Source organism: Limnothrix redekei LRLZ20PSL1, from assembly GCF_043235035.1.
GTDB lineage: Bacteria > Cyanobacteriota > Cyanobacteriia > CACIAM-69d > CACIAM-69d > CACIAM-69d.
This window is the reverse complement of record NZ_JAZAQF010000028.1, coordinates 268,345-291,244: the sequence shown is the minus strand read 5'-3', so window position 1 is coordinate 291,244 and position 22,900 is coordinate 268,345. Positions and strand designations below refer to the sequence as shown.

At 54.9% G+C, this 22,900-nt stretch carries 18 protein-coding genes and 1 pseudogene; 8 read left to right on the top strand and 11 right to left on the bottom strand.

The features are described 5' to 3' along the window. Window positions 1-110 (top strand): annotated as a pseudogene (locus VPK24_RS05710) (IS5/IS1182 family transposase); the annotation flags it as partial. A 215-nt stretch (window positions 111-325) separates the two neighbouring features. Here VPK24_RS05710 and VPK24_RS05705 read toward each other — a convergent pair. Both VPK24_RS05705 and VPK24_RS05700 read right to left on the bottom strand, forming a co-directional pair. After that, window positions 326-967, bottom strand: coding sequence for a peroxiredoxin (locus tag VPK24_RS05705; RefSeq protein ID WP_190354783.1), 642 nt, complete (start codon window positions 965-967; stop codon window positions 326-328). A 696-nt stretch (window positions 968-1,663) separates the two neighbouring features. Next, window positions 1,664-2,299: an alpha/beta hydrolase gene (locus VPK24_RS05700; RefSeq protein ID WP_393011191.1), complete on the bottom strand. Its 636-nt coding sequence runs from the start codon at window positions 2,297-2,299 to the stop codon at window positions 1,664-1,666. Between the two features lie 56 nt (window positions 2,300-2,355). On the opposite strand from VPK24_RS05700, the gene purH reads away from it, so the two are divergent. Continuing rightward, window positions 2,356-3,939 carry a bifunctional phosphoribosylaminoimidazolecarboxamide formyltransferase/IMP cyclohydrolase gene (gene purH, locus VPK24_RS05695; protein ID WP_393011189.1) on the top strand — a complete coding sequence of 528 codons (1,584 nt, stop codon included), beginning with the start codon at window positions 2,356-2,358 and terminating at the stop codon, window positions 3,937-3,939. Window positions 3,940-4,107: 168 nt separating this feature from the next. On the opposite strand, the gene ctpB is transcribed toward purH, so the two are convergent. Then, window positions 4,108-5,466, bottom strand: coding sequence for a carboxyl-terminal processing protease CtpB (gene ctpB, locus VPK24_RS05690; RefSeq protein WP_393011187.1), 1,359 nt, complete (start codon window positions 5,464-5,466; stop codon window positions 4,108-4,110). Between the two features lie 214 nt (window positions 5,467-5,680). On the opposite strand from ctpB, the gene VPK24_RS05685 reads away from it, so the two are divergent. Together VPK24_RS05685 and VPK24_RS05680 are read left to right on the top strand one after the other, a co-directional pair. After that, window positions 5,681-6,613: a hypothetical protein gene (locus VPK24_RS05685; protein ID WP_393011185.1), complete on the top strand. Its 933-nt coding sequence runs from the start codon at window positions 5,681-5,683 to the stop codon at window positions 6,611-6,613. A gap of 64 nt (window positions 6,614-6,677) precedes the next feature. Beyond that, window positions 6,678-7,397, top strand: coding sequence for a YdcF family protein (locus tag VPK24_RS05680; RefSeq protein ID WP_393011183.1), 720 nt, complete (start codon window positions 6,678-6,680; stop codon window positions 7,395-7,397). 109 nt (window positions 7,398-7,506) lie between these two features. Here the strand turns inward: VPK24_RS05680 and sir are convergent, their stop codons facing one another. From sir to murC, 4 genes are all read right to left on the bottom strand, one after another. After that, window positions 7,507-9,465 carry a sulfite reductase, ferredoxin dependent gene (sir, locus tag VPK24_RS05675; protein WP_393011181.1) on the bottom strand — a complete coding sequence of 653 codons (1,959 nt, stop codon included), beginning with the start codon at window positions 9,463-9,465 and terminating at the stop codon, window positions 7,507-7,509. A gap of 152 nt (window positions 9,466-9,617) precedes the next feature. Further along, window positions 9,618-10,811: a glycosyltransferase gene (locus VPK24_RS05670; protein ID WP_393011179.1), complete on the bottom strand. Its 1,194-nt coding sequence runs from the start codon at window positions 10,809-10,811 to the stop codon at window positions 9,618-9,620. 265 nt (window positions 10,812-11,076) lie between these two features. Further along, the gene (murB, locus tag VPK24_RS05665; RefSeq protein WP_393011177.1) at window positions 11,077-12,000 is read right to left on the bottom strand and encodes a UDP-N-acetylmuramate dehydrogenase; all 924 of its coding nucleotides are present in this window, start codon (window positions 11,998-12,000) and stop codon (window positions 11,077-11,079) included. Window positions 12,001-12,328: 328 nt separating this feature from the next. Further along, complete coding sequence (gene murC / locus VPK24_RS05660; protein ID WP_393011175.1) at window positions 12,329-13,870, bottom strand: UDP-N-acetylmuramate--L-alanine ligase; 1,542 nt, start codon at window positions 13,868-13,870, stop codon at window positions 12,329-12,331. Window positions 13,871-14,678: 808 nt separating this feature from the next. Here murC and VPK24_RS05655 point away from each other — a divergent pair. After that, a complete protein-coding gene (locus VPK24_RS05655) occupies window positions 14,679-15,692 on the top strand; it encodes a type I glyceraldehyde-3-phosphate dehydrogenase (protein WP_099534083.1) in 1,014 nt (337 codons plus the stop codon). Between the two features lie 570 nt (window positions 15,693-16,262). On the opposite strand, the gene VPK24_RS05650 is transcribed toward VPK24_RS05655, so the two are convergent. Both VPK24_RS05650 and VPK24_RS05645 read right to left on the bottom strand, forming a co-directional pair. Then, window positions 16,263-16,538, bottom strand: coding sequence for a hypothetical protein (locus VPK24_RS05650; protein ID WP_393011173.1), 276 nt, complete (start codon window positions 16,536-16,538; stop codon window positions 16,263-16,265). An 89-nt stretch (window positions 16,539-16,627) separates the two neighbouring features. After that, the gene (locus tag VPK24_RS05645) at window positions 16,628-17,758 is read right to left on the bottom strand and encodes a class I SAM-dependent methyltransferase (protein WP_393011171.1); all 1,131 of its coding nucleotides are present in this window, start codon (window positions 17,756-17,758) and stop codon (window positions 16,628-16,630) included. A 165-nt stretch (window positions 17,759-17,923) separates the two neighbouring features. Between VPK24_RS05645 and VPK24_RS05640 the strand changes: the two genes are divergently transcribed. Both VPK24_RS05640 and VPK24_RS05635 read left to right on the top strand, forming a co-directional pair. Continuing rightward, window positions 17,924-18,154 (top strand): hypothetical protein, encoded by a 231-nt coding sequence (locus tag VPK24_RS05640; RefSeq protein ID WP_393011169.1) that lies wholly within the window; start codon window positions 17,924-17,926, stop codon window positions 18,152-18,154. A gap of 40 nt (window positions 18,155-18,194) precedes the next feature. Then, window positions 18,195-18,398 carry a hypothetical protein gene (locus VPK24_RS05635; RefSeq protein ID WP_099534076.1) on the top strand — a complete coding sequence of 68 codons (204 nt, stop codon included), beginning with the start codon at window positions 18,195-18,197 and terminating at the stop codon, window positions 18,396-18,398. Window positions 18,399-18,811: 413 nt separating this feature from the next. On the opposite strand, the gene hemN is transcribed toward VPK24_RS05635, so the two are convergent. Both hemN and VPK24_RS05625 read right to left on the bottom strand, forming a co-directional pair. Continuing rightward, on the bottom strand, window positions 18,812-20,215 hold the full coding sequence (gene hemN / locus VPK24_RS05630; RefSeq protein ID WP_099534066.1) for an oxygen-independent coproporphyrinogen III oxidase: 1,404 nt from the start codon (window positions 20,213-20,215) through the stop codon (window positions 18,812-18,814). A 207-nt stretch (window positions 20,216-20,422) separates the two neighbouring features. After that, entirely contained in the window at window positions 20,423-21,187 is a 765-nt protein-coding gene (locus tag VPK24_RS05625) for a biliverdin-producing heme oxygenase (protein ID WP_393011166.1), read from the bottom strand. Between the two features lie 295 nt (window positions 21,188-21,482). On the opposite strand from VPK24_RS05625, the gene acsF reads away from it, so the two are divergent. Then, window positions 21,483-22,544, top strand: a complete 1,062-nt coding sequence (acsF, locus tag VPK24_RS05620) for a magnesium-protoporphyrin IX monomethyl ester (oxidative) cyclase (RefSeq protein WP_393011164.1) — start codon at window positions 21,483-21,485, stop codon at window positions 22,542-22,544. Window positions 22,545-22,900: the final 356 nt, after the last annotated feature.

The following is a 22,900-nucleotide window of genomic DNA, read 5'->3' as shown; positions in this document are numbered from 1 at the left end:
AGCGATTTCGGATCTTCTCAGGACGCTATCGCAATCGTCGTCGCCGTTTTGGCTTGAGGCTTCATCTGCTGGCCGGGTTGCTCAACTACCAGGCAACACATCCAATTTGATTCGTGCAAGAGGTCTATTGATACAGCCCAACACAACAGCCCCATACACCAAACCAATACACCAGGCTAATAAAATAGCCCCCCGATCACACCAGGGCGATCGGGGGGCTATTTGTTGATGTTGTTGATGTTGCTAACCGCCAGGTGGCCCTAACCCCAAGCTCAAGGATTCAGCTTGAAATTAAAAACCACTGGAGATTAAAAACTGATCGAAATTACTTGTTGGGCTGGGGAGTCATGCGCAGGTAAGGCTTGATTTCCGTCACGCCCTTGGGGAATTTCTGGCGAGCTTCCTCGGTGGGGATCGAGGGAACCACCACGCAATCGCCACCATCTGTCCAGTCAGCGGGCGTAGCCACACTGTAGTTATCGGTCAGTTGCAGCGAATCAATCACACGCAACAGCTCATCAAAGTTGCGGCCAGTGCTGGCGGGATAGGTGATCGTCAAACGCAGCTTTTTGTTGGGATCGATGATGAAGACCGATCGCACCGTCAGGGTGTTACCGGTGCTGGAATTGGGGTGAATCATCCCGTACAGTTCCGACACCTTCTTATCTTCGTCGGCCAGAATCGGGTAATTCAGCGTCGTGCTTTGGGTTTCTTCAATGTCGGCCGTCCAGCCATGGTGCGAATCCACACTGTCAACGCTCAGGGCCAGCGCCTTCACATTACGCTTGTCAAATTCATCCTTCAGTTGGGCAACGCGGCCCAGCTCGGTGGTGCACACGGGGGTATAGTCCGCCGGGTGCGAAAACAGCACTACCCAGCTATCACCAGCCCAAGTGTAGAAGTCGATCGAGCCGTGGGTGGAAGCCTGCGTGAAATTAGGGACGGTATCGCCAAGTCTGAGAGTCATGATTCTTCGTTGGTCAATGATTAATTGATTGACATCCTCCTCGCCCCAAAGGGTGAGGATTCCTCACCGCGCCTGAACCCAGCGAATCGGGTCGAGGTCGCTGAATGGGGTTGACGCTTCACAGGCCACCACTGGCGAACCAGTCTGACGCTGGCCTCCACGTCCGTTTAAAGTCTCGGACTGCCCGCCCGCGACGATGCATCAAACCAGTCAGGAGTGAATTTGCGGGCTGATGGGTCTGGGGGGCTAGAGGGGAGAGCGCCCGCAGATCATGATGCCACGAAACCCCAGTTTTCCGACCGGATTTTCGATCTTTTTCACCCAACAGGCCCGCCAGCGGAATTCCAGGCGACAAATGCGGTTGATTCGGCTTGGCAGCTCCGCTGTAGCTGGGGCTTGTACTGCTGGAAAATTAATGAAGCGCTTTAACGATTAGGCGTTCAGGTCATCCTAATCACGGCCCGGAGTAACGATCAGGCGTTCAGGTCATCCTAATCACGGCCCGGGATGCGAATCTTGCGATCTGGATGTTCAGAATAGCAGGACTCTGTAGCGAAATTATCAGTCTTCGTGAATCTGCAATCCTTCTGGGGACAAACCGTAAAGTTCCGCAATGATCTTGAAAGGTTCGTCATGCGGTCTTGAATCCTCAGCAATGCTGGCTTGAACGATCGGCCATGCTTGCTTAAACCATCATTATTTTGGGCAGGATGCTGAAATGCAGGCGAGGGAGAAGGTGCGCAGGGCGGAAATTTGGCTCATTTGGATTTCATGGCCCCCATCGAGTTCCAAATAGGTGACCGTGGCATCGCGGGCTTGGAGATCGTCGCGCACTTGCCAGGCGGCTTGGATTGGAACGACGAGATCTTGGCGGCCGTGGGTCACCAGCACTTGGGGCCCCTGTTTGAGGGAGCTGACTTGCGGCAGGGTGTGAAAATAGCCGCTGAGGGAAGCAACGCCGGCTAGGGGTAGCGCTAACCCCACGTCTAGGGCCATGGCTCCACCTTGGGAAAATCCACAAAGGATGGTTCGATCGAGCGGTATACCCGATCGCTTCGTGGTGGCCAACAGCCAGTTTTGGAGCTGGTCTCGGCTGGCCTGCAAGCCTGGATAATCGGACGATTCCAAGTCGTACCACATGCGCCCTTCATTGGAGTAGGGATAGGCCATGGGGGCTTGGGGAAATTCCATCTGCCAATCTGGCAAGTTCAGTAACGGAGCCAACGCGGCCACATCATTTGCATTTGCCCCCCAACCATGAAGCGCGACCAGCATTGCCGCTGGTGTGCGGTTCGCCTCGGGGGAAATCGCGATCGCCTCTAATAAAGCCACGCGACAACTCCTCGGTAGAATGAACCCGTTAAGCCTCAATCCTAACGGACTCTTCCATGACGCGGACAGCCCTGCTTAGTGTTTCTGACAAAACTGGTCTAATCGAACTGGCTCGCCAACTGGTGGAACGGTTCGGCTTTACCCTGGTCAGCAGCGGTGGCACGGCTAATGCCATCAAAGCCGCAGGACTCCCCGTGACCAAGGTTTCGGACTATACAGGCTTCCCGGAAATTTTGGGCGGCCGGGTCAAGACACTCCACCCGCGTGTGCATGGGGGAATTTTGGCCCGCACCGATTTGGAGGGCGATCGCGCTGATTTGGCTGCCAATGCGATCCCCGCGATCGATTTGGTGGTGGTGAATCTTTACCCCTTTGAGCAGACGATCGCCCGGGAAGGGGTGACGCTGCCGGAGGCGATCGAGCAAATTGATATCGGCGGCCCCGCCATGATCCGCGCCGCTGCCAAAAACCACAGCCGCGTAACGGTGCTGTGCAACCCAGCTCAATACGATCGCTACTTACATGAGCTGAGCAGCAATGGCACACCATCCTTGGAATTCCGGTTACAGTGCGCCCGCGAAGCCTTTTGGCACACGTCCACCTATGACAGCGCGATCGCCACTTACCTGAGCCAACAGGCCGATAATCCCGCCGACTTGGATCGACCTGCCTTGGCAACGCCAGTGGAATGGGCGATCGCGGGTACGCGGGTGCAAAGCCTGCGCTATGGCGAAAATCCCCACCAAAGCGCCGCTTGGTATCGCAGCGGCTCCACCCCCAGCGGTTGGGCGGCTGCGGAACAACTCCAAGGCAAAGAACTGAGTTACAACAACTTGGTGGATCTGGAGTCTGCTCGGAGCCTGATTGCGGAATTTGTGGCCGCCGATGCTCCCCCGGCGGCGGCTATTTTGAAACACAACAATCCCTGTGGTGTGGCGCTGGGATCGTCGGCTGATGCGCCCCTGTTGGAGGCCTATCGCAAGGCCTTGGAAGCGGATTCGGTGTCAGCCTTTGGCGGCATCGTGGCCCTGAACCGCCCGATCGACGCGGAAACGGCCGCCGCGCTCACGGAAACCTTCCTGGAATGCATTGTGGCTCCTGGCTGTGATGAAGCAGCCCGCACCTTGTTGCAGAAAAAACAAAATCTGCGAGTCTTGGTGCTGCCGAATCTGTTGGCGGGGCCGGCGGCCACGGTGAAGACGATCGCGGGCGGCTTTTTGCTCCAAGCGGCCGACGACGAACCCAGCGACCCAAACACCTGGCGCGTGGTGACGGAAAAGCAACCAACGGCGGATCAGCTCGCAGAGTTGGCCTTTGCCTGGCGGGTGGTGAAGCATGTGAAGTCCAATGCGATCGTGGTGACCAGCAACCGATCGACCCTGGGGATCGGTGCCGGCCAAATGAATCGCGTGGGTTCCGTGGCGATCGCCCTCAACCAAGCGGGCGACCAAGCCCCGGGCGCTGTTTTGGCCAGCGATGGGTTCTTTCCCTTTGATGACTCAGTGCGGACGGCGGCGGCGGCGGGCATCGGGGCGATCGTCCAGCCCGGTGGCAGCGTGCGCGATGAAGACTCGATCAAAGCGGCCAATGAACTGGGTTTGGTGATGCTGATGACCGATCGCCGCCACTTCCTGCACTAACGGTTGTGCAGTCTGCTCCGAAGCCATTCCCAAGTCCGGCCGATCGCTGACTGCATCACTCGCTGACTGCATCATCGGAGACAAGGGGCTTAAGCCCCTTGTCTAGCCATGGTTAGCGTTGATTGATGGGTTCAAGTTGGGGATATTTTGTCCCTACTGAGTTTGTCCCTACTGGGGCAGCGGGGCCACATTATTATTGGCCGCGATCCGATTCCGAAGCATGGTCACAGCCCGCGTGTATTGGGGATCGCTCTCGGTGGCCAACAGCCGCCCGCCATTGGAGAACAGATAATATTCCTGCTCATCCGATAGCTTGATTTCCACATCGGGGCTGATGCCGGTTTTGTTAATGTCCGTGCCAGCGGGGGTGTAGTAATGGGCGATCGTGACGGCTAAACCCGAACCATCACCCAAGCTATGCACCGATTGAACCAGGGCCTTGCCAAAGGTTTGGCTTCCCACCACGAGCGCCCGGCGGTTATCCTTCAGCGCTCCGGTCAAAATTTCGCTGGCGCTGGCGGAATTGCCGTCCACCAACACCGCCAGCGGCAAGTTCGTGAGAGATGTGCGGTTAGCCCGGGCGGCTTGGCTGTTTCCTGCGCGATCGGTCGTGCTAACAATGCTGCCGGCATCGAGCCACATGCGTGCAATCTCAATGCTGGCGTTCAAGAGACCGCCCGGATTGCCGCGCAGATCCAAGACAAACGCTTCGGCCTGCTTGCCTTTCAAATCCTCGATCGCCCGCTCCATCTGTTCGGCCGCATGGGCGCTGAACTCATTGAGGCGAATATAGCCTACCCGAATGCCCGATTCCGTTTGCAGGCTCGATCGAACGATCGGCACTTCAATCCGGGCGCGGGTTAAGGACACCGAAAACGGCGCACCGCCCGCCCGCTGAATTTCCAGCTTCACCGCCGTGCCCGCCTGGCCCCGAATCAAGCTGGAAGCCTTGTCGGGAGACATGTCCTTGGTGGCTTGCCCATCGATCGTCAAAATCAGATCTCCCGCCTTCAAACCAGCCCGAGCGGCCGGTGAGTTGGGCATTGGCTCCACCACTTGCAAGTGCTTCGTCTTGTCATCTACCCCCATCCGAATCCCAATCCCAGACAGCTCGCCGGCCGTTTGGTTGGTCAGCTCCTCAAACTGCTCAGGAGTCATGAAGCGCGTGTAGGGATCATTCAGCAGCTTAATCGCCTTGCGCAGGGCTTCGTAAGCTTCATCCCGCGACGTATATTGGCGGCTCAGGAGGTCTTGGCGGATGGCTTGCCAATCATTTTGGTTAAACTGCCCATCCACATATTCACGGTTGATGATTTGCCAAGCTTCATCCACGATTTGCTTGGGGCTGTCTTGGAATTGGCCGGGTTCCGGGGCGGGCGGTTCCCGGTCTTGGCTGAAGGCCGGCAAACTCAGGGCTGGATGAAGCAGGGCAACGCTGGCCGCCGCGATCGCCACCTTTACGCCCAGGCTCTTGGGCGATCGCCGCCAATCAAACCAATGACGCGAAACCGACGAGACAGCGGGCATAGATTTGGGATCAACCTGGGGCATACGGCCAACGTTTTTGAATGAAATCAAGGGAATACAAAACCAGCACCCAGCAATTTTGGGAGTTATGGCAGGATGGCTGATAGATGATTGCTATTCATCATAGAGCGCCGATCGGGAACCGTGGGTGACTCCAGACACCGATCGAATCGCCACATTCAATCCCGCATGGATCTCTAACGGGCAGTTGACCATGATTTGGAAACGTACTCAGCCCCCCGAATCGCCATCCCCCCAGGTTGCTCGATCGACCCCATCCCCTTCATCGACCCTATCCAGTTCGCCCGCATCAACCACAACATCAACAACATCAACAACATCAACCGCAGCCCTGAGCCGATCGCTCCGGCGGCTGCAATGGTTAGGCCACTTCACCAATGGGGCGATCGCCCTGATCGCGATCGGGGGAATCGTCCTCCTGCAACAAGCCACCATCAAACGCGCTCCCCAGGGATTGGAAGATCCCGTTTTGGCTCAGGATCGCACCCGTACACAATTGCAATTGGCGGCCCGAATGCCCAGCCTTGGGTTTGATAATTTACTGGCCAATTGGGCGTTTTTAAGCTATTTGCAATATTTCGGAGACACGGAAGTTCGCCAGGCCACGGGCTACACCGCCAATGAAGATTACTTTGAGCTGATGACCCTGCGGGATCCCCGATTCACCACGTTGGCTCCTTTCATTTCGGCAGGTGTGGCGTACTATGCGGGCAAGCCGGAAAAATCTGTGGCCCTCATGACCCGCATGACCGATGTGCTGGATCCCAAGCACCAACCCGATGCCTTTTGGGTTTGGCGCTTCAAGGCGTTTGATCAATACCTGTTGCTGAATGACATCCCGGCCACCGTGGCTTCTCTGGAAATGGCGGGTCGCTGGGCAGCCATGACCTCAAAATATCGGCGGGTGGCTCCGTTTTTCCAAGAAACAGCGGACTTTTTACGCCAGGATCCCAACACGTTGGCGGTGCGGTTTTACGCCTGGAATGAGGTTTATCAAGCGGCGGTTGATCGCCTAGTGATTCAGCGGGCTGAACAGGAGTTGTTAGCCATGGGAGCCAAGCGGGGTCAACGGCTGCCCAATGGTCGATCGCAGTTTTTGCCGCCACCCGGTGTCGCTGAGCGTTGAATCGAGTGTTAATCAGTTCATCGTTTCCGTCGCCTCAATCATTAAGATTCCCCTCAATCGCCCTATGCAGCCATTTCGTCGAAAAATTGGGCTGATGACCGCTGGTCTGTTGGCCTTGGGGAGCCTGTGGTGGGGCGGCCGGTTGATGGTGGCGGCTTCGAGACCGCCGGAAGTGCTGTGGGTCTTGGGGGGCAGCATTCGGCGCGAAATGGCGGCGGTTCAGTGGGCGGCGGCCCATCCCCAACAGCGGGTGCTAATTTCCGGGGGTTCCAAGCCTCCCTGTGTCAAGGCGCTGTTCGATCGCGCTGGTGTGAAGGGCGATCGCGTGTGGCTGGAGCAATGCGCCCAATCCACGTTTGGGAACTGTTATTGGAGTCTGCCGATTTTGCAGCGTTGGGGTGCAAAACGGGTGATTTTGATGACTTCCGGTTCCCACCAATGGCGAGCCGGGGCCATGGCTCGGCTCATTCTGGGCAGTCACGGTATTTGGGTAGATGTGGTGACCGTGCCGGAAACGGGCGTGCCTGCCAATCAAGAGAACCCGCTGAAAACCGTTTTGGATGTGGGGCGTGCGGGCGCTTGGGCGATCGGCAGCCAGTGGAATAGTCCCCAATGTCAACAGGTGGGGCGTTTAGAGCAGGTGAATATGGCCGCTTGGTGTCAGCGAGCGTTTCGCTGTGAATATCAAGCGGGGCTATCTAAAATTTGTGCGCGATCGAGCCAGGGATTTCCCCAGCCCGATCGCGCACCTTCAGCGACTTCTCAAGCACCATCAACCCGCTAGGGATTCGCACGGCTCAACAACCGATCGATTGAGGCTTGTTGAGGCTTGCTGAATCCAGCCGACCGAGATTCGGATCGAGATCGGCTTGAGATTGGCTTGAGATTGGCAGCTAGTTGGACTGCTGATTGAGGTAAGCGGCGATCGCCTCATTGATCAGCGCGGTGGCCGACTGTCCCCGATCAGCAGCCAGGGTCTGCACCGACTTGTACAACTCATCGCGAATGCCAATTCGATGGCGGGGAGCGGCGCTGCCGTTGCTGGCTCGCCCCTGACCGTCCTTCTCGGCCTTGGCATCGATCGGGCGATAGGCCTGCATAAAGTGCCGCAGCGTATCAAACCCGACCCGATGGCAGAAATCACCAAAGCTTTCGCCCGGTTCGCGCGATCGCTTGAAGTAAACCAAAATCGGTTCCAGGAACGATTCCAGATCCGTATCCTTCATTCGTTCCGTAAACGTTTGGGCCAAGCGGGTTTGGCTAGGAGAACCCCCGAGCCAAACTTGGTAGGCATTGGGCGCGCTGCCCACAAAACCCAACTCAGCCATGTAGGGCCGAGCACAACCGTTGGGGCAACCGGTCATCCGAATCACGAAGGATTCATCACCCAAGCCTAAGCGCTCCATCAACGATCGAATGCGCTCCACAAAGCCCGGCAGGGCCCGCTCCGATTCGGTGATGGCCAAGCCGCAGGTGGGCATGGCTGGGCAAGCCATCGCCAGCCGCTCCAGGGGATCAATTTGCTCGATCGCCCAAACCCCGCAGTCGGTCAGGATTTTTTCAATGGCGGCTCGATCGCCCGGCTTAATGTCATAGAACAGCACATTCTGATGGGGAGTCAGCAGCATCGGCAACTGGAACCGTTCCACAATTTGCCGCAGAGCCGATCGCAGCTTGAAATCACCCTGGTCATGTACTCGCCCATTTTGGATCGACAGGCCCAAGAACAAATGGCCATCGCCCTGTTCATGCCAGCCCAAGAAGTCCTCATAGCGCCAGGCGGGCAGGGGGCGCGCCGGTTCCAGCTTTTTGCCCAAGTAATCTTCCACATGGTCGCGGAACTTGGCCACCCCCCAATCGTGCAGCAGGTACTTCATCCGGGAGTGACGACGATCGAAGCGATCGCCATAGTCCCGTTGCACCGCCACGATCGCCTTCACCAGGCCATAGACATCCGCCGCCCCCACAAAGCCAATTTCATCGGCAATGCGGGCAAAGGTTTCTTCCTTGTTGTGGGTGCGGCCCAAACCGCCACCGGCATAGACATTGAACCCTTCCAACTCCCCTTGCTCATTGGTGATCACCACCAAGCTCAAGTCCTGGGAAAACAAATCCACGGAGTTGTCCCCCGGAACCGTCACCGCGCATTTGAACTTGCGGGGCATGTAGGTTGCGCCATAGATCGGCTCTTCCGTGTCCAGGCGCATGGGCGTGGAGCCGTTGCTTTGGCGGGCCGCCTTCACGGCCGGGTCTTCTTCGGCGGAAATAGCCTTTTCCCCATCCAGCCAAATTTCGTAGTAGGCCCCCGTTTGCGGCGTGAGCAAGTCCGCAATGTTGTTGGCATAGGCCAACGCCAGTTGATACTCGGGGCGGTTTTTGTAGGGCGCTGGTGGGGCCATCACGTTGCGGTTCAGGTCGCCGCAAGCGCCGAGGGTTGACCCCATGCTGTTGACGATCGCGGCGATCGTGGCCTTCAGGTTCTTTTTCAGAATCCCGTGCAACTGAAAGCCCTGACGGGTTGTGGCGCGCAGGGTTTCGTTGCCATATTCACTGGCCAGGCGATCAAGCGTCAGATATAGTTGCGGCGGGATGAACCCTCCCGGGCTGCGGGTGCGCAACATCATCTGATAGGGCTTTTCCTGGCCCGGCTTTTGCAGGTCTCGATCGACCTGTTGATAGGAGCCGTGGAATTTCAGGATTTGAATCGCATCATTGGAAAAATAATTGGTGTCCAGCAACAGTTCCGACGCAACGGGTTCCCGGAGAAAGTTGCTTCGTTCTTTGAGTCCTTCAACTTTCGAGAGACGAGTTTCGGTGGGTGCAGCAACCGGCGAGCTAGCAGATTTGGCCATGAGTCCAGCAGTGGCAAATAAGGGGGGATTGAATGCCCCGTAAGTCGATCGAGATATCGGAGAATCGATACTCCATCCTACCATTGGCTCGGTAGGATCCACGATCCATCACTATTCACTGTAGGGCTTAGGCGGGTTGAGTTGCGCGGATGTTAACGGAAAAACTCAGTTGGGGTCTGTCGATCGCGCTGAAACTCTTGCCAACACCAGTTCACAAACCCAAAGTAACGATCGCGAAACACATCGGGACTGAAGGACTGGGCGTGGCGGTGAATCGCCTCAGCACTCAGGCGCGATCGATAGTCTTCAAACGCCGTCACCGCCGCCGCGATCGCCTCGCTGGTTTGTTGCTCAAACAGCAGCCCTGTGCCCGTTTTGGGATCCTGGCGACAGTCACGCACCGTTTCGCCGGTTCCCCCTTGGGCAAAGGCAATCACGGGCGTACCGCAGGCCTGGGCTTCCACAGGTGCAATCCCAAAATCCTCAAACGCCGCATAGACAAAGGCCCGCGCCTGGGCCATGGCTTGGGCCACCACCGCGTCTGGTTGCTCGCCCAACAGTTGCACGTTGGCCTGGGCCTGTTCGCGCAAGGATTCCAGCATCGGCCCGCCCCCAATCACCATCAGGGGCAATCCCAATTGATTGAACGCCTCCACAATCAAGTCCACCCGCTTATAGGGCACTAGCCTGGTAACGCAGAGGTAATAGTCATCCTTGGTGGTTTGCAGGGGGAATCGATCGACCTGTACCGGCGGGTAAATCACCTCCGCCCGCCGTCGATAGCAGCGCCAGATTCGATTGGCCGTGGTGCGGGAGTTAGCCGCAAAAAAATCAACCCGATTCGCCGCCAGCACATCCCACAACCGCAATCGATGCAGCAAATAGCGGGTGAGCCAGCCGATTGGGCCACGACCCGATCGACTGCCCGCCAAATAATCATGGGTCAAGTCCCAGGCATAGCGCATGGGCGCATGGCAATAGCAAACATGCAACTGATGGGCCGCCACCAGCGCCCCCTTCGCCACCGCATGGGAAGAGGACAGAATGATGTCATAGGCTCGCAGGTCTAATTGCTCGATCGCCAAGGGCCAAAGGGGCAAATAGCGCTGCACTCCACGAATGGCTCCCGGAAAGCGCTGCAAAAAGGTATGGCCGATCGCTCGGCCATACAAGTAACTTTCAGAATTGCTAGACTCGAAATCGATCAGCGCGTGCAAAGCCACCGGTTCCGGCAACCAGCGATCGAGCTGGGTCACCATTTCCCGCACCACCAACTCAGACCCCCCCGTGGCCAGCGGAGTTAACCATTCATGCACCAGGGCATAGCGGCGATCGCATGGAATCATGGGGTGATGCATCCTGACAGGGGCTGTGTTGATGGGTTGATGGGGCGGAAATCATGCCCGTTGCTGCCTAGGGGCGCTGGTTTTGGTTGATGAATCACGCCGCTCAAGGGCCGATCGAACGCTGATCGAACGCCGATTAGTCGAGCCTTGGCCCCGTGACGCGAAGCCCCGCAACAGGCGATCGCGTCAACACCCACTTAAGGGCGCTGGGGCCATACTGGAATGCTGGACATTGCCGAACAGTGCCAGACAGTGCCAGACAGCGCTAAACAGCGCAAAATGGCCCCAACATCCGTACCTCCGGCTCTAGAAGCACATCCCAACGGCTGTACACCTCATTACGGACGCAATCAATCAGATTAAAAATGTCCGTGGCCGTGGCGTTATCGCGGTTCAAGATAAAGTTCGCGTGCATTTGGGCCACTTCCGCACCCCCAATGCGATGTCCCTTCAATCCCGACTGCTCAATCAGCCAACCGGCCTTGCGGGGTTCCGGATTGCGAAACACACTGCCGCAACTGGGCAGATGGTAGGGCTGGGTAGCATGGCGGCGCTCCAGGTGCTCGCGAGTTTGAGCTTGCAGAGCGCGGGAGTCGTGGCCGGGCTGAAGTTGGAAGGTGGCTTCCGTGACCAGTTGGCTGTCTCCTTGCAGGCTGGAGGTGCGATAGCTGTAGCCCAAATCCGCTGACGATCGGTGTTGGATTTGACCCGTTTGGGGAGCTAAAACGGTGGCTTGCAACAACACGTCACGAATTTCGCTGCCATGGGCCCCAGCGTTCATGACGATGCTGCCGCCGATGCTGCCGGGAATGCCCACCGACCATTCCAGACCGCTCCAGCCTAGATAGGCCGCTTTCCAGGCCAAGGCGGCCATGGATACGCCAGCACCGGCCTTGATCCTTGCGTTCTCCCGATCGATCTGAATCCGCCGTAAATAGCGTGTGCCAATGGTTAAACCCGAAATGCCCCGATCGCTGATCAAAAGATTAGATCCCGCCCCCAAAAGGGTCACGGGAACACTGTTGCGATCGGCCCACTCAAAGCACTCGTATAAATCATCAAGGGTTTTGGGAGCGGCATACCATTCGGCTGGCCCCCCAACCCGAAAAGAAGTAAACCGCGCTAGGGAGACATTGGACTGAATCAGGCTACCCGTCTTTGTGGCGGGTGAGTGCAGTTGAGTCACCATAGGTTCAAAATTGCAACAAACAGATTGCGACAAGGGATTGCAACAAACGAATTGCGGATTGCGATTAGAAACTGCAACTAGGGAGGATGCAGTGACCTGGTGCAACGAAGCCGAAATGCGGAACCAAACCAGGGAACTAGGATCTGAAATCAAGACCCGCAATCTAGATCTAAAATCGAAATCCAGAATCGAGATCCAGAGCCTAGATCCAGAGCCTAGATATAGAGAACTGGAATGCGATGGAGCGCATCCAAACTCTAAGGGTCGATTCAAAACGGTTCAGTCAGCGAAGTAGCAACAGCACCCGATCGGGTAATGCACCCGCAGATTAGAGAGCACTGCTGGTTTTGCAATCATCCGTGGCCCGATCGGCCCGGGCTGCCAAATCCTTCAGCACCAAAGGCACGATTTGATTGAGATTCCCTGCGCCTAAAAAGAGGGCTAGGTCACCCGGTTGAAGAGCCACAGACAGAAATTGGTGTGTGTTATCGAGCGAGCCGCAATAGGACACTTCGGGATGGTAGGTCGCCACCCGATCGGCCAAGGTTTGACCACTGAGTCCTGGAACCTGTTTCTCACCAGCGGCATAAATATCCGCAATGGCCACTAAATCTGCATCCTGAAATGATTGGGCAAACTCCTCAAGAAAGGTTTGGGTGCGACTGTAGCGGTGGGGCTGAAAAATTGCCACTACTCGCGATTGCCCTGCTTGGGCGCTCAACCGTTGGCGAGCCGCGGCCAAGGTGGCGCGAATTTCGCTCGGATGGTGTGCGTAGTCGTCATACAGGGCGATTCCCCCCTCGGTACCCCGATGCTCAAAGCGACGCTGGGCCCCCTGAAAGCCCGCCAATCCTCCGGCAATTTGGGCAAAGTCCAATCCCAAGGCCCGACCCACGGCCACGGCAGCCAGGGCATTGCTGAGATTGTGCTGGCCCATCAGTTGCAGTTGGATTTCCCCGAGCACCTCCCCACGTTCTAGCACTGTGGCTGTGACACCCTGGGCCGTATATTGGGGGTTCAGCACGGTGTAATCGGCCACGCGATCGGGATCGAGACTGTAGGAAATGTCGGGTTTGAGTCGATCGCGCAACGTGGGACAGTCCAAACACCCCACCCAGCGTTGGCAGTTGTGGGTAAACTGCTCAAAGATTTCGACCACCCCATCAAGCGATTGGTAGTGATCGGGGTGGTCGAGTTCAATGTTAGTGATAACGCCGAGTTCCGCAAAAAGCTTAATCAGTGAGCCATCGGACTCATCCGCCTCCGCCACCAGGTAAGGGCCCTGGCCTAAGCGCGCATTGCCCTCCCAAGCGCCCACCTCGCCGCCCACAATGATGGTGGGATCAATGCCTGCCTGGAGCAGCATGTAACCAATCAGGCTGCTGGTGGTGGTTTTGCCATGGGTTCCGGCAACGGCGATTCCGCGCGATCGGGTCATCAGCGCCGCTAGCAGGTCTGAACGATGCAAAATTGGACAACCCAGCTCCACAGCCGCTTGATATTCTGGGTTTTCTGCCTGAATCGCCGTTGAGCAGACAACCTGCGGCAGGGCTTGCGGTGCGGTGGAGTGCGCTTCGGCCTCGGGAACCGTGGCTAGGGCCGTTGCCGCCAGGGGAACATCAGAGGGCAGCGCGGGAGGAGTTGCAAAAGGCACACCGGAACGGAAGGCATCGAAGTTCGTTGCGGATTGTTGCCAAAAAATCTGAGCACCTAGTTGTTCAAGGCGTTGAGTAATATGGCTCGATCGCGCGTCTGATCCAGAAACGGGGATCTTCTGCTTGACCAGAATATACGCGAGAGCCGACATGCCGATGCCACCGATGCCAATAAAGTGGAAAGGCCTTCCGCTAAAATCCACAAGATTCGGCATTGCCGCTCCTCAAAACACCACACCAACAATCACGCCATATCATATCAGCAACGGTCAAATTGCCGCAGAGAAGCGTTGATCCTCCTGAAACCAGCCTGGGCTGTGGGTTTTGGCGAATGATTGCGGCCTAAAATCTTGCGAATTTCTTGCGAATTTAACCCATTTCGACGGAGAACAGCCCGATCGGGACGATCGTCCCAGAAGGGTGCTTAAGCGGCTCCAGCCAAGCCTCAAGCAGACCTCAAGCAGACCTTGACCAAGCCCAAACCCAGCTTTTGGCGATCGCCCCACCGGGTTTCGTTCCCAGCAGCCATCACTCACTTCAGGGCCAAACAGCAACCAGCGATCATGATCCCCGCAAAAATTCTGCAAAATCCGTTGCGATTAGTTGGGATTGGGCCGGGATCGATGGTTAAATGTGGGCACATTGCTGGCATGATGGCTTGGCACTTGTCAGGCGATCGCTTGGGGCAGCTTTTCGTGTGCTCGCCCTCTGTTTTGGGGGGATCGATCGACCCGATCAACCCCGCCTCAGTTCCCGGAATCAGATCGTGCAGTTAGCCTGTACCATATGATTTTGGGTACAATCAACGCCTTCAAGTCGCGGGCGGGCAGTCCGAGACTCGAAACAGACGCAGAGATCAGCGTCAGCCTGGTTCGCCAGCAGCAGCCGACAAAGCGTCAACCCGTGGTCTAGTTGAGCAACTTCAGTGGTTGCTGAATTAGGGCTGGCATTCCCGCTCCGAAAATGTGGGAAACCCGTCAACTATTTCCTTAATACACCCTAAGCACGCGAGGGCATAGCATAGTGATTAGAGTCGCCATTAACGGTTTTGGCCGAATCGGTCGTAACTTCTTAAGATGCTGGTTGACCCGCCAAGATAGCCAGCTCGAACTGGTGGGCATTAACGATACGTCCGACCCCAAGACGAATGCCCACTTGCTCAAGTACGACACGATGCTCGGCAAGCTAAATGCCGACATTCAGGCTGACGAAAATTCCATTACCGTCAACGGCAAAACGATCAAATGCGTGTCCGATCGGGATCCGCTCAAGTTGCCCTGGGCCGAGTGGGGCATTGACCTGATCATTGAATCGACAGGCGTATTTGTTAGCGAAGAAGGCGCTTCTAAGCACATCCAAGCCGGTGCCAAGAAAGTCCTGATCACCGCTCCGGGCAAGGGTGACGGTGTTGGCACGTTCGTGATGGGCGTGAACGACAGCGACTACGACCACGACAAATTCAACATCGTTAGTAACGCGAGCTGCACCACCAACTGCTTGGCTCCCGTGGTGAAGGTGTTGCATGAGAACTTTGGCATCATCAAAGGCACCATGACCACCACCCACAGCTACACCGGCGACCAACGGTTGCTGGATGCAAGCCACCGGGATGTGCGTCGGGCTCGTGCTGCGGCTATGAACATTGTGCCCACCTCCACCGGCGCTGCCAAGGCTGTGGCCCTAGTGTTGCCGGAAATGAAGGGCAAGCTGAACGGGATCGCCATGCGCGTGCCGACCCCGAACGTTTCGGTGGTGGACTTTGTAGCCCAGGTGGAAAAGAGCACGATCGCCGAGCAGGTGAACGAAGTGCTGAAGGCCGCCGCTGAAAACGGTCTGAAGGGCATTTTGGAATACAGCGATCTGCCCTTGGTTTCGTCGGACTACAAGGGAACCGATGCTTCCTCGATCGTGGATGCTAGCCTGACTTTGGTGCTGGGCGGCGACATGGTGAAGGTCATCGCTTGGTATGACAACGAGTGGGGCTACAGCCAGCGCGTTGTGGACTTGGCGGAACTGGTCGCCCGCAAGTGGAAGTAGTTTCCAAACGCTTTAGCTAGCTACTCGATCTTGCAATGTTCTGTAGCTAGTCTTGGCCAGTCGTTTTTTGAATCATGCGGGAGGCAGGGTGTAACATTCTGCTTCCCTTTTTTTATTGTTGATGAATCTATTTTGGGGTCTTGACTTAGAAGAGGTCTGAAAAGCATTTTTTGGTACAGATCAAGTAATAATCGTCATTTAGCCCAAAACCCTAGATCTGCCGTTAGCGGATCGTGGGGAGCAAGATGCTCAAGACCCTTGTTACGACGACTGGGACATGGAACCTAAGCCCCTTGTCTTCGTTGGCTTGCAAGACCTGAAAGGTTAGCCATTTAGGCTTTTCAGAGATCTTCTAAAATGTCACGCCTTGGCCTGAAGAATGCCCAGCAAAATGGCGATCAGGTCGTCTAAATTGCCAGGAATTGTATAAACATTCAGGTCTTTATAACCAGGGTTGGCCAGGGGCGATCGCCCGATCTAAGGCAATTAATTCAACGGCTAAATGGTGTTTTGGCAACCAAGTTAGGAGTGATCCAATAGCCCGATCGTCGCGTGACCAACGAAGGACAATTACTGTTCAACCATTGAGGTCTCATTGGATTGGGGTTGGGGAATATTCAGCAAGGGCAACCGATCGCCCCGAAAGATTTCTTCCGCTAATTCTCCCAATTCTGCCGTTGCCGTTGCCAACATCCGAACACCCACAAAACCAGTCAAAACGGGCAAGACGGCCATACTCAACATCCATTCCGGTGTCGGTAAACAACGGATCAGGGCCTGGCTGCTCCAAGTGGGGCGATCGGGCGTTGGTTGAGAACCGGGGGAATTGGGATTGGTTGCAGGCATAGGACAATCTCTCTGAGTTATCTCTGAGTTCAAATCAACCGTCAGGCAAGCCAGAAACGCTGAAAATCGAGCAATTTCCAACGAAAGCGCTAGGGCGTGACCCGTTCATACACCAGCCATCGCAGAGAAACTGGGGGCCGTTGTTGATCCCCCAAGGGGAAAAGTCGATCGCCCGTGGCCCAGGGATCCAACCACTCTCGGGCCGCCAAGGCTTCCGGGGGCAAGTGTTCCCGCTCATAGGCCAAGGCCGGCTCATCGGACACCACCCGCAGGGGCAACGAGGCGATCGCCCGGGTTAGCTCCGTTGGCTGCAACAGAAAACTATCAGTCACGTAGGATAGTTGCCGCGCCAGCGGCGTGGGGTCATAGCCATCGGTGGTGACAAAGCAGTCCATCACAATTTTCCCGCCGGGCCGCAACGCCGGAGCCAGCTTGGCCAACAGATGCGCCAGTTGGGCCGGATCGCTGAAATATTGCACCACACCGGTCAGAACAATCAGACCGTAGCGATCGGGCTTGGGGGTAAAGGCAGGATCGCGAATATCTTGCTCAATCAGGTCGATCGCCACACCCGCATCCTTAGCCAGTTGGCGAATGGTGTCGAGCATTTCGGGGGTGAACTCGATCGCATCCACCAGGTGGCCTTGTTGGGCCAGGGCGATCGCGTTGCGCCCCGTCCCGGCTCCCACATCCAACACCGGAATTGCGGCGGCGGGGGCTTGGGCCCTGAGGGCTGCCGCCAAATCCAACACCTTGGCATCGGGATAGCGATCACTATCCTTAGGCGGGCGGTATTGCAAAAACAATTTGGCGCGATCGCTGTAGGAAATAGCCACCGGCCGGATGTCCCAAACCAGACCCCGATGGGGAGGCGGAGCTGGCGAATAGCGCACCAGCAATTGCGAATAGGGAGAAGCCGCAAACCCTTCCTCCACGTTTTGGGTCACCGTGGCTCGCACCCGTGCCATTTCCTCCGGTGAGAAGGGGTAGCCCAACACGGCGGCCAACATCTCCAACCGCCGCACATGCAAATCGATCATCCCCGGCACACAAAGCAGGGCCAGCTCCCCACGGGAGGCCTCCCAGGCGTGGGCCCCTTGCAGCAGGGCGCGATCGAGCCGATCGGGATCCGTAACCACAGTCGGCTCGATCGGCCCTTCAGGAGCGCTGGTTTCTGCCGAATTCGGGAGCAAGGGTGAGTTAGGAGATGAATCAATCACGCAGCCAGATTCCAAAAAATGTGCAAACGCAACCCGTCGGTTCCCAAGGTGTCCTGATTTTCCCAACCAGATCAACAGAACTCGGCTGAATTGGGTTGCCGTAGCTGTTGAAGAACCTCGGTTGATTGCGATTGTACTGTTGATCAACCCTTGTCAGGAAAGCTGATGGGGCAGTCTTGGGGGAGCGATCGGGCCAGGGCAACCGGAGAGCAATTGGCTTGCGATCGCGATCGCACCATTCACCCCCACTCGATCGCGTCTCGCCTAGGGCAATTTCACAACTGGCTACGGATGGCGATCGCCGCAAAACCATCTGAAAACCACGATTCTTTAGACGAACCAGTCGCGACAATTGCTAACCCCAATGCACATGGGGTGAATTTCGCGGCTCGGTGAAATGATTTTTGGTTGCATCACACAGGTTGGAGTTGTCGTCATGACTGAAGTTCGCATGGGTAAACGCATTCAGTACACTTTGACTGAAGTGGAACGAGAAATTTTGGCCCTGGTGCAAATGCTGGCCCACAACTCCACCGCCATCAGTTCCGCCACCATTTCCGCCTGCTCTCGATACACACGCCCGGAAGTGGAACAGGCCCTGTCTAGCTTGATGGCCGCTGGCTTGATTTGTCAGCGTTAGAGATTGGGGATTCACGGGCCTTGACTGGGCCCTGTTGTTAAACCTCGGTTATTTTGCTGCCAATCTTTTTTCCCCTGTGCTTTTGTTCTTGTTTTTGACAAACCGATCGTCATCAACTATGGGTCACATTGCCCATGGTTCACCAATTTGAAGCTGCAACTTTTTAGCAATGAGTTTTAGGATGCAAACTTAAGTTCATGAAGATCAACCGGAGCTTACTTTCAGAGGTAATGAAGATCATTCCCCGAAAATAATACTCAACAAAAACAAGGGGCTTAAGCCCCTTGTCTCTACAGCTTGGAATTACTTCAAAATAATCGCCAGGCTGATCCCCGTCATTCGTTTTCTGTCCGTTATCGATCTTCTAAAAGATTGTCTGGTTATCCATCTTCTAAAAAATCTTCATCCTGCGTCTAAACTGCCTTTGAGAACCCGTTATAGGTCTGGGCACGCAGATAGCGATCGAACACAGAAGCAATATTTCGCACCAACAAGCGACCGATCGGGGTGATGGTGATCCGGTTGGGCATCAGGGTTAACAGGCCATCAGCTTCCAAATTCCGTAAATCCAAATATTCCTGCGGAAAATGAGCCTCCAGACTGTGCTTAAAGGACAGCCCATATTTTTGGGCCAGTGCATCCCGATCAACCTGAAATTGACACATCAGTTCCATGATGATTGAACGCCGCAAAATATCATCAGCGTCTAAGGTCACCCCACGCTCGATCGGGAGCGTTTGATAGTCAATGGCTCGGTAATAATCCCGCAGACGCTTTTGATTTTGGGTATACACATCATTCAGCATTCCGATGGAAGTCATGCCAAACCCAATCAGATCAGAATCGGGCTGTGTTGTATAGCCTTGGAAGTTGCGGTGAAGCTGTCCCTGGCGCTGGGCGATCGCCAATTCATCATCGGGTTTTGCAAAGTGATCCATGCCAATGAAGGTGTAGCCCGCTTCCGTGAGAGTGGCGATCGTCATCTGCAAAATGTCTAGCTTTTCTTCCGCTGAGGGCAATGCATCGTAGGGAATCCGCCGCTGAATTGGTTTCATCCAAGGCACATAGGCAAAGTTAAACACTGCGATTCGATCGGGATTCAGGGCTAGGGTTTTATGCAGCGTTTCCCGGAAGGTGTTCAGATCCTGGAAAGGCAACCCATAGATCAAATCGACATTGATGCTTTCAAACTCAGCCGCCCGCATCCAATCCATCGCTTGGAAGAGCATTTCTTCTGGCTGGATGCGATTAATGGCTTCTTGAACAACAGGATTGAAGTCTTGAATGCCAAAGCTAATGCGATTGAAGCCGAGCGATCGCAAGGCCGAAACATAGCTTTCCGTGAGAGGACGCGGATTCACCTCGATCGACAGTTCTGCATCATCAGTAAATTGAAAATGTTGGTGCAGAATTTTCCAGAGATGCTGCACCTGCTCGATCGATAAATAATTCGGAGTGCCGCCTCCCCAATGCATCTGATTGACCAATCGGTCATCTGATAAATACCTTGAAACTTGCTCAATGTGACGTTGCAGATAATCCAAATAGGTTTCTGTGACGGCCTTGTGTTGAGTAATAACCGTGTTGCAACCACAAAAATAGCAAGCCGATTCGCAAAAGGGAATGTGGCAATATAAGGAAAGGGGCGTTTTGCGATCGTTGCCACGCTGAATGGATTGGATCCAGTCTTGTTCTGGAAACTGAGTCGAAAGTTCTGTGGCTGGCGGATAGCTGGTATAGCGAGGTAAAGAACAATTATATTTTTGAATCAAATCTGCATCAAAGGCCAAATTTAAAGCTTGATCTAAAACTTGCATGGGTGAAATTCCTGGCGGGATTCAAAAACACCAAAAGGCAAAATACGAACAGACAAAGAAAGCAGCGATCGCTCAGAAAATCAATAAATCAATTCACCGAGCGATCGCCCGAGCAATGGTTGTTGTGGGATGAACGGTTGACTGGCTGAAAATTCACCAGCAGTTTCGAGTGAATGGCAGATGAATGGCGAATATGGCGGGCGATCGCTAATTCACACTCACCAATTCAGTACTGCCCTTGCGAGATTGCAAAACCACTTCTTCAAAAATCGCGGGATTCACGGCCGCTTGAATCACCGGTTCCAAACTTTCCACCAACTGGCGATTCAACCTAAAGGCAAGGTTCGCCTCTTCAACGATGCCCACCACTTGCGATTCATTCAAGGGTAGTGCGTTTAAGAGATCCCGATAGCGCATCTTGAAGTCCCGTTTGGCTTCGGGCGTTGGCAATGAGTCAAATTCATGCAAACGGGTTCCCTGATCGGCTGGTAAATTCAAAGCTGATCGGGCGATCGTTCGCAGACCTTGACCGCCAGACAAATCACCCAAATAGCGCACATAGGCATGGGCAATCAGCCGTTCTGGCTGTTCTGAGGCAGCCCAATGAATCCGCATCAAATAGTTCAGCGTGATTGGGTTGGGGTTAATTTTGGTTGGCCAATCTTCCCCGTAATAAAAGGCAAGATCGCGGGCTAGTTGATCTCGCCGTAGCAACTCTGGAAAGTAGATTTGTCCAACGATCGGATGATTTTTCAGGCGATCGAGTTCCGTTTCCAGGGCATCATAAACCCAATACAAATTCGCCAAAAGTTTCTGAAAAGCCTCGCGCACCACAATGCCCTTCAGAAAGCACTTCATGTAGGCCGTGTTCTCGGCGCTGGTGTGGGATTGCTGGGTTCCCTCCCGCAGGCGCGCGGCAAGCTGGTGTCCGGGGGCGAGGGGTTGGGTACTGTGGCTCAGGTCGTGGCTCATGGTGGCCCGCTCCTAGGCTGCGTAAAATTCTGTTAACGATAAATAACCATATAGCGATTAAATGATTCAATAGTAGGAAATTCTCATAACTTAACAAACCAACCCCCGGCAGGCGACCACTCCCAACAATCCGGCTCATCCAGTCCCGCCAGCAGACCCAATTCCCGCGCTGTCCCATGGTTCAGTGCTGACGATTGGGGTTCTCCGAACGCTAGCGCAGGCTCAAGTTGAGTTTTTGTTTAGTCTTTGTTCCGTTTTGGTTCAGTCCTTAATTTCTGATCTTCGATCTTTGACCATGGTTGATTCATTGGCAAAACCCGCGATCGCCAAGCAGGTCGCAATTCAAGAAAATCTCCTGACACCGCGCTTTTACACCACAAATTTTGAGGTGGCGGCGGGCCTGGATTTGTCAGCCCAAGCCACGGAACTGGAAGCGATGTTGACGGAAATGCGCGCGGACTATAATCGCGATCACTTCGTGCGCGATCAATCGTTTAATCAGTCCTGGGATCACATTACGGGCGAGGCTCGGCAAGCGTTTATTGATTATCTGGAGCGATCGTGCGTTTCTGAGTTTTCGGGATTTTTGCTCTTTAAGGAACTGTCGCGCCGTGTAAAGCAACGCAGCCCTTTGTTGGCGGAAATGTTCCAATTGATGGCGCGGGATGAAGCTCGCCATGCGGGATTTTTGAACAAGGCCATGGGAGATTTCGGGCGTACTCTGGATTTGGGACATTTAACCAAGAATCGTCAGTACACCTTCTTCCCAATCGAGTGGGTGATTTACACAGTTTATTTGTCCGAAAAAATTGGCTATTGGCGCTATATTCTGATTCATCGCCACCTGGCTGCCCATCCCGAAAATCAGTTTTATCCACTGTTCAAATACTTTGAACCTTGGTGTCAGGATGAAAATCGCCATGGCGATATTTTCAAGGCCCTCCTGCGATCGCAGCCCGGCCTGTGGCAAACCTGGCAATCGCGCCTCTGGAGCCGCTTTTTCCTGCTGACGGTGTTTGCAACCCACACCTTGACAGTTCATGAGCGCGCGAATTTCTATCACACCCTTGGCATCAATCCCACGGATTTTGATGCGAAAGTGATTCGCAAAACCAACGAAACGGCGGCGCGGGCTTTCCCTTCCGTTTTAAATGTGGATCATCCAGAATTTCTCGATCGACTCCATCAATGTTCTGATCTAAATCAGCAGATGAGCGCGATCGAGAAATCGCCACAGCCCAAGTGGTTGAAATCCCTGAAGAAGCTCCCGATTCAGGTGCAAATTTTTGGGCATTTACTGCGTCTGTTCCTGTTACCAGGAGTGGATGCAGAAGCGCTGCGGGGAACCGTTCGCTAACTGAGGTGCAAACTGAGTTGGTAACTAGGTTTTTAACTGAGTTACCCATGCTGAATTGTCTACGATTGAGTGCTTTCCTCGTCCGGTGATGCGATCGAATTTGGTGCTTGATGGTTAGCTCTAAATCATGAAGCCTTAGGACGATCGTGAGCTGGTCAAATTCTCTAAATCTTTGGTGGAATTTTGGTGGTTTAGGGGCTTCGGCCCCTTTTTTCATGGAAGAATTTGAAATTTCTGCACGAGAATAGTAAATAAAACAATTAATTTAGGGCGCACATCGGTGCGCCCCTACCTTAGATTTGTTGGGTTAGCGTGCTTGAGTTCCTGTCAATTGGGATTGATTGCCCAAGCACAAT